The organism is Cytobacillus sp. FSL R5-0377, from assembly GCF_038004385.1.
Lineage (GTDB): Bacteria > Bacillota > Bacilli > Bacillales > Cytobacillaceae > Cytobacillus.
This window is the reverse complement of sequence record NZ_JBBORA010000001.1, coordinates 364,756-376,623: the sequence shown is the minus strand read 5'-3', so window position 1 is coordinate 376,623 and position 11,868 is coordinate 364,756. Positions and strand designations below refer to the sequence as shown.

Here is an 11,868-nt window from a genome sequence, read left to right as displayed (position 1 = left end):
TTTATAGGGGGTCATATAATGAAAAAATCGTTGAAAGCTTTTTCTTTATTAATGGCTGCAGGCATGCTCGTTTTGAGTGGATGCGGACAGGAGAAATCCAGCAGCTCTTCTTCAGAAGGAAATGAAAAGAAGCAATACACAATTGGCATCTCACAATTTGTCGAACATCCTTCCCTGGATGCAGCGACTGAGGGATTTAAAAAGGCTCTGGATGATGAAGGCTTTAAAGAAGGAGATAATGTAAAATTTGATTTCCAAAATGCTCAGGCTGACATGAACAATACCCAGTCGATTGCCAATAATTTTGTCGGCGATAAAGTGGATATGATCTTTGCAAACGCCACTCCAAGTGCCGTCAGTGCCCTTAATGCGACTAAAGACATTCCAATTCTCTTTACATCTGTTACAGACCCTGTCGGTGCGGGTCTTGTTGAATCATTTGATCAGCCTGGAGACAATATTACAGGAACTACAGATAACCACCCGGAAGGAACTTCAAAAACCATTGATTTTATGATTGATGAAGCAGGTGTTAAAAAAATTGGCATCATCTACAATTCCGGAGAGCAAAATTCCGAGGTTCAGGTTAAACAAGTCAAAGAACTTGCAGAACCAAAAGGTGCAAAGATTGTGGAAGCCTCTGTTTCAACCTCTGCTGAGGTAAAGCAGGCTGCTGACTCACTTGTTGGAAGAGTGGATGCAATCTATATCCCTACGGATAATACAGTAGTATCGGCTCTTGAATCCGTTATCTCAGTCGCTGACAGCAAAAAAATTCCTTTATTCGTTGGAGAGCTGGATTCTATGAAACGCGGAGCTATAGCAGCCAGCGGATTCAACTACTTTGATCTTGGCTATCAGACAGGCAAGATGGCCGCTGAGATTCTTAAAGGAAACAAAAAGCCTTCAGAAATCCCTGTTGAGCTACCTGGAAGCCTGAAACTGGTCATCAATAAAAAAGCAGCTGAAGCGCAGGGCCTTGAAGTAAAAGAGGAATGGGCTGATTTCGCAGAATTTCATGAAGAGTAAAAAAACCTGCCGGCTGGAATTACATAATCTGGCCGGCTGCTTTTTAAGCTAAGCCTAAAAGAATTAAACAAAGGGTGTGATACTTAGTGTTTACAGCGATCTTCGGTGCATTTGAGTCAGGAATTATATACGCGATTATGGCACTTGGAGTATATCTTTCCTTCAGGGTCCTGGATTTTCCGGATTTAACAGTCGATGGGAGTTTTGTGACTGGAGCGGCTGTAGCTGCAACTATGATTGTCAGCGGAGCTAATCCGTTTCTTGCTACAGTAATTGCTTTATTTTCCGGTTTTATTGCCGGCTGCCTGACAGGTATTATTCATACTTTCGGAAAAATTAATGCTCTTTTATCAGGAATCCTGATGATGATTGCTCTATATTCGATAAACCTTCGCATCATGGGGAAATCAAATGTTCCTCTCTTAAATACAGAGACAGCCATGACACATGTAAGAGAGTTTTGGGATAAAACGGGAATCGATTCTTTCTTTAATGCAATCTTGTCCATGATTGGCCTTGGCGACAGTCTTCCGAGGACATGGGGAATTATTCTTTTTATGTTAGCAGTGACATTGGTTATTAAATTTTTGACAGATCGCTTTCTTCAAACTGAAATTGGTTTAGCTTTAAGGGCAACAGGCGACAACAAGAGGATGATCCGCAGTCTTTCGGCCAATACCAATATGATGGTGATTTTAGGGCTGGGCCTTTCCAATGCGATGGTCGCTTTCTCAGGTGCTCTGATTGCCCAGCAGGGCGGATTCGCTGATGTTGGCATGGGGATCGGAATGATTATTATCGGACTGGCGTCAGTTATTATAGGCGAGGCCCTGTTCGGAACAAAAACGATTGCCAGAACAACTTTAGCGGTTATTGGCGGAGCCATTATCTATCGAATCGTGGTTACCATGGCACTAAGGGTAGAGTTCCTTGAGCCGGGTGATATGAAGCTGATTACCGCCACAATCGTCATACTCGCATTAATCATGCCGAAGATCATAGACCGCACCAAGGAAAAGAAGAGGAAAGCTAAACGTCTTGCAGGAAGTATGGATATTAGTGAATTGCCATCAGGCAGAAAGGATGAGGCTGGTGCTGCAATTAAATCAGATTCATAAAGTCTTCAATGAAGGAACACCTGATGAAAAAATCGCACTAGATACAATCAATCTTACATTGAATGAAGGAGACTTTGTCACAGTCATAGGTAGTAATGGGGCAGGGAAATCCACTTTAATGAATATTATCTCGGGCGTGATGATTCCTGATGTTGGGTCTGTTTTTATTGACAGCCAAAATGTCACTGGCATGTCAGAATATAAACGGTCAAAGCTGATAGGCAGGGTTTTTCAGGATCCGATGGCTGGTACTGCCCCGTCCATGACCATAGAAGAAAATCTCGCCATGGCATATTCAAGGAATAAAACAAGAACTTTACGAAAAGGAGTGACGAAAAAGCGAAGAGACTATTTCCGTGAAGTTCTGGAGACCCTGCATCTGGGCCTTGAAAACCGCCTAAATGCCAAGGTTGGTTTATTATCAGGAGGAGAGCGGCAGGCGCTTTCATTGTTAATGGCAACCTTCACAGAGCCCTCCATTCTATTGCTGGATGAACACACAGCAGCTCTGGATCCTGCACGTGCAGAGCTTATTACGAATCTTACAAAAGAAATTGTTCAAAAGTACAATTTAACAACCTTAATGGTCACTCATAATATGCAGCAGGCGCTGGATTTAGGAAACAGGCTGATCATGATGGATAAAGGACAGATTATTCTTGAAGTGGATGAAACACAGAAACAGCACCTGACAATTGAACAGCTATTAAATGAATTTCAGCGAATTCGCGGAACAAAAATGGCAAGTGATCGTGCGCTGCTTTCTTAGAAAAATAAAAAGGATTAGCCAATATGCTGGTTAATCCTTTTTACATGGGATCAAATCAAAAGAATTTTTAAAGTTTTTACAATTTATTGACTATTTATTTAACGTAATGGTATCATATCGTTAAATAAACGTCATACATATTTTATGATCAAAAGGGAGGGATGTTATGAAACCTGGGCTGCAGATTGGGAACCAGGCAGTTATCCATGCAGTGGTTTCTCCTGAGATGTTCGCACAATTTGAAGGCGAGGTCATTCATCCTGTCTATTCAACTGTAACCATGATCTATCACATGGAGCTGGCCTCCCGCCTCCTGATCACTCCTTATTTAGATAAGGATGAAGAAGGGATGGGGGGAGCTGTTTCTGCCAGGCATTTATCACCATCAGCTGAAGGATCCTCCATAGTCATAACAGCTACCGTATCGAAGCTGGAAGGAAATTCAGTTTACTCAAATGTAACAGTTCACAATGGAGAAGTTCTGGCTGGAGAAGGGGAAGTGAAACAGGTTATCTTGAAGAAAAGCAGGATTTCAGAAATGTTAAAGAAAGATTAAAAGAATAGGAATATTAGAGCTCAAAACCATTTTTATTTTCAATATTATTGTAAGCGCTACCATAAATAAAGGGGAGAATGAGATGACAGATATGTTTCAAAAAATTAAAGATCATGAACAAGTTGTTTTCTGCAACGATGAATCTACAGGATTGAAGGCTATTATTGCCATCCACAGCACCAGATTGGGGCCAGCATTAGGTGGCTGCCGTATGTTTCCCTACAACAGTGTAGACGACGCCCTTGAAGATGTTCTCCGATTATCAAAAGGCATGACTTATAAATGCGCTGCTGCCGATTGTGACTTCGGGGGCGGGAAGGCTGTTATTATCGGGGATCCGGCAAAGGATAAAACACCTGAGCTGTTCCGTGCTTTTGGCCAATTTGTGGAATCATTGAACGGACGCTTCTACACTGGCACGGACATGGGAACTACTACGGAAGATTTCGTTCATGCCTTAAAAGAAACGAACTGCATTGTAGGGGTTGATGAGGTTTACGGCGGAAGCGGCGATTCTTCCGTACCAACGGCTCAGGGTGTTATATACGGGCTGCAGGCAACAAATAAAGCACTAAGCGGAACAGATGACCTTTCAGGCAAAAGTTATGCTATTCAGGGGCTGGGCAAGGTTGGATATAAAGTCGCAGAAAGACTGCTGGAAGAAGGGGCAGATTTATTTGTTACAGATATAAGCCAGCAGGCAATCAATCAGCTTCTCAGTAAGGCAAAAGAAATTGGAGCAGGTGTGAAAGTGTTATCAAGCAATGAAATATATGATGCTCCGGCCGATATTTTTGTTCCATGTGCAATGGGCGGCATCATTAATGATGACACAATTGACCTGCTTAAGGTTAAAGCGGTTGTAGGCTCTGCGAATAACCAGCTGATGGATATACACCATGGACAAATTCTTAAAAATAAAGGTATTTTATATGCTCCCGATTATATCGTTAATGCCGGGGGATTAATCCAGGTTGCAGATGAATTATATACACCTAATAAAGAAAGAGTACTCCGCAAAACGAAAGCCATTTATAACTCTCTTCTGAACATCTACGAACATGCTGAAGCAAAAGGTATTACAACAGTTGAAGCATCCAACCAATTCTGTGAAAGCCGAATTGAAGCGCGAACACGCAGAAACAGCTTTTTCTCCCATATGAAACGCCCGAAATGGGCAGTAAGAACCTAATTTTTTTGCTCGGATAACAATATTTTTACAGTATTAAAGTTTAATAAATAATTTACCGGCCAAAGGGTGAGAAGATGGAAAACCACTTTCCGATCAGACAAATAATGGACGAAAATGGAACGATCATCAATTCCGAATATAAAGGAAAAGTAACAGAAAAACTTGTAAAAGAGTTTTATAGACTTATGGTTAGAATCCGTACTTTTGACCGAAAAGCTATTTCACTTCAGCGGCAGGGCAGGATAGGCACCTATGCTCCTTTTGAAGGACAGGAGGCTTCCCAGGTCGGAACGGCTGCTGCCCTGGAGGAGCACGATTGGTTGTTTCCTACCTATCGTGACCACGGAGCAGCTATGATCTTTGGCCACTCCCTGCGTAATATCCTGTTATTTTGGAATGGAAGAAATGAAGGATGTGTGCCGCCTGAGGGAAAGAAAATTTTCCCTCCGGGCATTCCGATCGCGACACAAATTCCCCATGCAGCAGGAGCTGCATTTGCAGAAAGGAAAAAAGGCACGGCCAATGCTGCAATTGCTTATTTTGGTGATGGTGCTACCTCTGAGGGGGATTTTCATGAAGGATTGAATTTCGCAAGCGTATTTAAAGCCCCTGTAGTCTTTTTTAATCAGAATAATCAGTATGCCATTTCTGTTCCTTTTGAGAAGCAGATGAATACCAAAACGATTGCCCAGAAAGCACTGGCATATGATATTCCGGGAGTAAGAGTCGACGGGAATGACGTTTTCATGGTGTATTTTGAAACATTAAAAGCCTTAGAGAGGGCCCGTAAAGGTGAAGGGCCGACCCTGATTGAAGCGGTGACGTGGAGATACGGGGCCCATACTACAGCGGATGATCCATCCAAATACCGAGAACAATCAGAAAGCAATAGCAGAAGACAGGAGAGCGACCCTATTTTAAGACTGGAGCGCTGGATGAAAAATGAAGGAGTATTTGATGAAAGCTGGCAGCAGGCAGCAGAAGAGGAAGCAGCAGCAGAAGTAGATAAAGCTGTTGCAGAAATGGAAGAATTTCCACCTGCAGATCCTGCCGTCATTTTTGACCATGTCTTTGCTGAACCTACATGGCAAATCAAACAGCAGAAAGAAGAATACCTGAAGCTGATTGGAGGCGGCCGATCATGAAAACAGCAGTGGGAGCAAAAACCATGACATTAGTGCAAGCCATTACGGATGCATTAGATACTATGCTGAATGAAAAGGAAGAGGTTTTGCTGCTGGGTGAGGATATCGGGAAGAACGGAGGTGTTTTCCGTGCAACCGATGGTCTTCAGGCTAAGTATGGAGAAGGCCGTGTTATCGATACCCCTTTAAGTGAAGCCGGTTTTGTCGGAGCGGGGATCGGGATGGCTGTTAATGGATTTTTGCCGGTGATTGAAATTCAGTTTCTCGGCTTTATTTATCCTGCATATGAACAAATCATGACCCATGCGTCAAGACTCCGGATGCGGACAATGGGACATTTTACTGTTCCGATGGTTATAAGGGCTCCTTATGGTGCAGGAGTCAGGGCACCAGAAATTCACTGTGATTCAACAGAAGCCATTTTTACTCATATGCCCGGCATCAAAGTCGTCTGTCCATCCAGTCCGTATGACGCCAAGGGACTGCTGATTGCCGCGATTGAGGATCCGGATCCTGTTTTGTTTCTTGAGCCGATGCGCTGCTATCGTTCAGCCAGAGAAGAAGTTCCGGAAGGGAAGTACACTGTTGAAATAGGAAAAGGCAAAAAGCTTATGGATGGAGACGATGTAACGGTCATTACGTGGGGAGCAATGGTCCCGGAGGCTATGAAAGCGGCAAAGCAGATGAGGGAAAATAACATTTATTGTGATGTCATTGATCTAAGAACCCTCTACCCGCTGGATAAAGATGTAATTGCCGAATCTGTGCAAAAGACAGGGCGAACGGTTATTGTGCATGAAGCTCATGCCACCGGGGGAGTTGGAAATGATGTGCTTGCCATCATTAATGATACATCCTTCTTATATCAGAGAGCACCTGCAGAACGGGTTACTGGGTTCGATGCGCCCGTTCCATATTTTGGTTTTGAAGATCACTATCTGCCAACTCCGGCTAGGATTAAGCAGGCAATCGAAAAAGTTATGAAGTTTTAGGAGGGGAAGCCATGGAGGTAAAACTGCACGATATTGGAGAGGGAATGACGGAGGCTGATATAAATTGCTTCCTGGTTAAGCCGGGAGATAGTGTCAAAGCAGATGATCCGCTTGTTGAAGTACAGACTGATAAAATGACTGCTGAAATACCTGCCCCGAAAGCAGGCATTATAAAGGAATTTACCGTGCAGCCTGGCGATACGGTTAAGGTGGGCTCGACCATATTAATTTTAGAAACTGCTGGTGAGGAAGGCGTAAATGAGGTTAATTCCTCTGCTCCTGCTTATTCACAGCCTCCCCAAAAGGAAAAGCAATCGTTTGTAGCATTCAAAGGAAAACGGGTGCTTGCTTCTCCTTTCACAAGAAAAATAGCGCGTGATAATGAAATTGCTATAGAAAAAGTCACGGGGACAGGTCCTGCCGGCCGTGTTTTGGATGAAGACATCTATCAGTACATAGGTGCCCTTCAAGCACCGCCAGCTCATGAGGAACAGGAGCAAGCAGCTTTAAGGGATCCCTTAAAGAACAATGCTGCTGAAAAGGTAATAGTTCCATTTAGGGGCAGACGGAAGCAGATTGCCAAGAAAATGGCACAATCCTTTTTTACCATTCCCCATTGCACACATTTTGAGGAGATAGATGTAACCGAACTGATTACTTTCAGAGAAGAAATTAAATCCCGAAAACAAAGTATTTCAGCAACAGCCTTTTTCTTGAAGGCTTTGTCGATATGCCTTAAGGAATTTCCTGTGTTCAATGCTGTGCTGCATGAAGAAAAGGAAGAAATACATTTGGCAGGTGAACATAATATTGGCATTGCGGTTGATACGGAAGAAGGACTAATCGTTCCGGTGATCAAGCATGTTGAAAATAAGACAATCAGAGACATTCATACAGAAATGAAAAAGCTTACGGAAAAAGCAATGGCAAATAGGCTTTCGGTTAAAGAAATATCCGGCGGGACATTCACGATCAGCAATGTGGGTCCGCTTGGCGGAAGCTTTGGAGCGACACCGATAATTCAGCATCCTCAAACAGCACTGGTATCTTTTCATAAAACAAAAAAGATGCCTGTCGTGACAGATGATGATCAAATAGTGATTCGGTCCATAATGAATATTTCTATGTCTTTTGATCATAGAGTGGCGGACGGTGCAACAGCAGTGCGGTTTACAAACCGGCTGGCTGAATTGATCAAAAATCCAAAAATGCTTGTTCTGGAGATGGTATAAATGGTAGTTGGAGAACTGGCACATGAGCGTGATGTCATCATTATCGGCGGCGGACCTGGAGGTTACCACGCTGCGATTCGTGCTGCCCAGCTTGGACGCAGTGTTACTTTAATTGAAAAAGACCAGCTTGGCGGGATTTGTTTAAATAAAGGCTGCATACCTTCAAAAGTTCTAACACAGGCTGCAGAAAAATTCACTTCAATCCAGGAAGGGGAAAATTGGGGACTTGTAGGAGAAGATATCTCTTTAAACTTAAACAAGCTTCAAGATTATAAGCAGAAGAAAATTGAACAGCTCCGGTCAGGGGTTGAAGCTCTTTGTCATGCTAATAAAATTGAAGTTCTGAATGGTTCGGCATTTTTTTTGTCAGAGGATAAGATTGGCATAGAAAATGGAGATCAATTTGATGTCTATCGATTTCAACATGCCATAATAGCGTCCGGAGGAAGACCGGAAAAGCCTCATTGGACCAAAGAATTAAGTGGTTTAGTATTTGATCAGCATTCTATTTCAGAATTAAGTGAAATACCCGATAAACTAGTAATCTATGGCAGTGATTACATTTCCCTTGAGATAGGTATGGCTTATCAGGCTCTGGGGTCAAATGTGACTCTGATTCTAGATGATGGGAAAGAGGATTTTGACTTTGATCAATCCATTTGCCGGGAATTGAAGAGGATTTTGAAAAAGAAAAAAATAGACATTGTAAGAAATTCGGAAGTATCGGAACTGCAGCATATTGAAGGAATGTTAACAATAACTTTAAAGAGAAAAGATAAAAGTGAAACCATTTCAGGCACACATTTATTTGTTTCCTCTTCCATTAGACCAAATACTGACCAGCTGGGGCTTTCCCGTATAGGGGTGGAACAATGTGAAGCAGGGTTTATAAGGGTTGACTGGCAAAGCCGGACAACACAAAAACATATTTTCGCAGTCGGTGATGTAACAGAAGGTCCTGCACTTGCTGTAAAAGCTATTAAACAAGGAAAAACAGCGGCAGAAGCAATTGCGGGAATTAAATCTGAATCAGATTTCCATTTCATACCGATTGCAGCACATACACAGCCTCCGATTGCAAGTGCAGGGTTAACGGAGCAGGAAGCCGTTAACCTGGGCTATGACATTGAAATTGGAGTATCATCATTGTCTGCCAATGGATTCAGCACCTTGAGCGGGAAAAAAGAAGGATTTATTAAAGTGATCAGCTGCCGGGAAAAACAAGTTCTTCTGGGTATCCACATGGTGGGATCCGGAGCGATTGAACTCATTTCATCCGGAATTACTGCATTGGAAATGGGGGCAAGGGAAGAGGATTTAATTTTCCCAAACTATCCTCATCCAAGTGTGAATGAAGGTTTGCTTGAAGCTGTAGAGGCTGTACGGAACAGGGCAATCCACATTCCCCCAACAAGCAAAAAAACGCAAAAAGTAAAAGTATAAATTACTTTAATGCAGAAGTGCATTATAGCTTTAACTTGAACTCTTGAGAACATATATATGTTTCCTATATGATAAATTCAAAATATTAATAATATTAAAAACGGAGGGGTAAGCATGCAAGATGAAAAATTGTTAAATGATCAAAAAACAGCCGATTTCTTTCCAGTGAAGGAGGTAGATTATTTAGAAATATACTCAGGTAATGCAAAACAGTCCTGCCATTATTTCTGCACAGCTTTCGGCTTTAAGCCAGTTGCTTATTCCGGCCTTGAAACCGGCAATCGGGAAACAGTGTCTTATGTTCTTCAGCAGAGAAAGATTCGCCTGGTGATCACGGGGACGTTGAATGATAGTTCCAGAGTTTCACATTTTATCAAAAAGCATGGAGATGGAGTAAAAGACATAGCTTTAGCTGTTGACGATGTTGAAAAGGCATACAAAGCGGCAGTTGAAAGAGGTGCAATCGAAATACAGCCTCCAGCGGAAATAAAGGATGAACACGGCACAGTGAAAAAGGCTGTAATTGGTACATATGGAGATACCATTCACACACTTGTTGAACGAAATAACTATAAAGGGGTCTTCATGCCAGGCTTTGAGCCATATCAGACTGAAGTGCCGTTTGAGGATGCAGGATTTATCGGAATCGACCATGTTGTTGGTAATGTAGAGAGAATGGAAGAATGGGTAAATTATTATGCAAATGTAATGGGCTTCAAGGAAATGAAGCACTTCACAGATAAAGATATTACAACAGAATATTCCGCACTGATGTCCAAGGTAATGCATAATGGCGGCCGGATTAAGTTCCCGATTAACGAGCCGGCAGAAGGAAAACGGAAATCGCAGATTGAAGAATACCTTGAATACTACAATGGGCCTGGAGTCCAGCACCTGGCCATTTTGACAGAAGATATTGTCAGCACTGTCAGCATCCTCCGCAAAAACGGGGTGGAATTTCTAAGCACTCCTGATTCCTATTATGAAATGCTTTCTGAGCGAGTGGGGAAGATTGACGAAGAAATTGGAAAATTAAAGGAATTAAATATTCTCGTTGACCGTGATGATGAAGGATATCTGCTTCAAATTTTCACAAAACCAATCGTAGACCGTCCGACCCTATTCATTGAAGTCATTCAGCGTAAAGGTGCCAGAGGATTTGGTGAAGGCAACTTTAAAGCACTCTTTGAATCTATCGAACGTGAGCAGGAAAGACGGGGGAATTTATAACTTTCAGCTTAAAAGGGAGAATTGCTTTCTCCCTTTTTTAATAATTAAAGAAGGAGGCGATGCAGATGGCTAAAATCCAGACAAAAAGCGCTTTAGAGAAAATTATCTCTTATCCGCTGGGCAGTTCACCGGAAGAGATTAAAGAGAAGTACAATTTAATGGCTGTCCGGAAAATGTCTGATAATGAAAATGTATATGGCTGTTCACCTGAAGTCAGGAACAATATCAGTAAAGCAATGAACAGTCTATACTTTTACCCGGATGGCACTGTTTCCCTGCTTATACGCAAATTGGCCGGATTCTACAATGTTAGGGAAGATAATTTTCTGGTCAGCAATGGTTCAGAAGAGATCATCCGGCTATTGACTAGAGCTTACATAAGTCCTGGAGATGAAGCTGTCATGGCACAGAATACATTTCCGCGATATGAAACAAACGTCGTGATAGAAGGCGGCATTGCCATAACTGTACCGCTTCAAAACGGAACTCATAATCTGAATGCCATGTATGAGAAGATTAACGAAAAAACCAAAATGGTATTTGTCTGCAATCCAAACAACCCTACAGGAACTATTGTCGGCAAATCAGAACTGCTGCAGTTCATTGAAAATGTTCCTCCCAATATCCTGATTATTCTTGATGAAGCATACTATGAATATGTGAATTCCAAGGATTATCCAGATTCTATACCGCTTCTTAAACAGAAGCCTAACTTAATCATTCTAAGAACTTTTTCAAAAATCTACGGCCTTGCAGGGCTCCGTGTCGGCTATGGAATCATGCATAAGGAGATCGTGAATGACCTTCATAAGGTAAAGGATGTTTTTAATGTCAACCACCTGGCGCAGGCTGCCGCTGCTGCAGCGTTAAATGATCAGGAATTTATCAGGGACTGTGCTGAAAAAAATGCACAGGAAATGGAATATGTGTGCAAAGAACTAAAGGAATTACACGTCGGCTATTTTCCTTCTCAAACCAATTTTATTTATATTTTCAGCCAGCATCCTATTGCAGACAACTTGATTGCCAATGGCCTGGTAGTCCGAAAAATGAAGCTTGAAGGATATCCTGATGCCTTTCGAATGACTTTAGGAACAAGGGAAGATAATGAAGCCGCATTAGCTGTAATAAAAAAACTCTTGAATGAAGAGGCGGTGTAGAG

Annotated in this window: 11 protein-coding genes; all 11 read left to right on the top strand. The window is 42.3% G+C overall.

What is annotated here, in order from left to right:
- Positions 1-18 precede the first annotated feature (18 nt).
- Complete coding sequence (locus tag NSQ49_RS01895; RefSeq protein ID WP_159869384.1) at positions 19-1,029, top strand: ABC transporter substrate-binding protein; 1,011 nt, start codon at positions 19-21, stop codon at positions 1,027-1,029.
- An 86-nt stretch (positions 1,030-1,115) separates the two neighbouring features.
- The gene (locus NSQ49_RS01890) at positions 1,116-2,147 is read left to right on the top strand and encodes an ABC transporter permease (protein ID WP_159869387.1); all 1,032 of its coding nucleotides are present in this window, start codon (positions 1,116-1,118) and stop codon (positions 2,145-2,147) included.
- A complete protein-coding gene (locus tag NSQ49_RS01885; protein WP_159869390.1) occupies positions 2,122-2,916 on the top strand; it encodes an ABC transporter ATP-binding protein in 795 nt (264 codons plus the stop codon). Before NSQ49_RS01890 ends, NSQ49_RS01885 begins: the two co-directional genes overlap by 26 nt.
- Before the next feature lie 166 nt (positions 2,917-3,082).
- Positions 3,083-3,472 (top strand): thioesterase family protein, encoded by a 390-nt coding sequence (locus NSQ49_RS01880; RefSeq protein WP_159869393.1) that lies wholly within the window; start codon positions 3,083-3,085, stop codon positions 3,470-3,472.
- Positions 3,473-3,554: 82 nt separating this feature from the next.
- Entirely contained in the window at positions 3,555-4,664 is a 1,110-nt protein-coding gene (locus NSQ49_RS01875) for a Leu/Phe/Val dehydrogenase (RefSeq protein WP_251283770.1), read from the top strand.
- Between the two features lie 74 nt (positions 4,665-4,738).
- A complete protein-coding gene (gene pdhA, locus NSQ49_RS01870) occupies positions 4,739-5,809 on the top strand; it encodes a pyruvate dehydrogenase (acetyl-transferring) E1 component subunit alpha (RefSeq protein ID WP_251283771.1) in 1,071 nt (356 codons plus the stop codon).
- Positions 5,806-6,801 (top strand): alpha-ketoacid dehydrogenase subunit beta, encoded by a 996-nt coding sequence (locus NSQ49_RS01865; RefSeq protein WP_159869402.1) that lies wholly within the window; start codon positions 5,806-5,808, stop codon positions 6,799-6,801. The genes pdhA and NSQ49_RS01865 overlap by 4 nt, the downstream gene beginning before the upstream one ends.
- Positions 6,802-6,812: 11 nt before the next feature.
- Entirely contained in the window at positions 6,813-8,033 is a 1,221-nt protein-coding gene (locus NSQ49_RS01860; RefSeq protein ID WP_251283772.1) for a dihydrolipoamide acetyltransferase family protein, read from the top strand.
- Positions 8,034-9,476 (top strand): dihydrolipoyl dehydrogenase, encoded by a 1,443-nt coding sequence (gene lpdA / locus NSQ49_RS01855; RefSeq protein ID WP_251283773.1) that lies wholly within the window; start codon positions 8,034-8,036, stop codon positions 9,474-9,476.
- Positions 9,477-9,590: 114 nt separating this feature from the next.
- The gene (hppD, locus tag NSQ49_RS01850) at positions 9,591-10,706 is read left to right on the top strand and encodes a 4-hydroxyphenylpyruvate dioxygenase (RefSeq protein ID WP_251283774.1); all 1,116 of its coding nucleotides are present in this window, start codon (positions 9,591-9,593) and stop codon (positions 10,704-10,706) included.
- Between the two features lie 65 nt (positions 10,707-10,771).
- Complete coding sequence (gene hisC / locus NSQ49_RS01845) at positions 10,772-11,866, top strand: histidinol-phosphate transaminase (RefSeq protein WP_251283775.1); 1,095 nt, start codon at positions 10,772-10,774, stop codon at positions 11,864-11,866.
- Positions 11,867-11,868 lie beyond the last annotated feature (2 nt).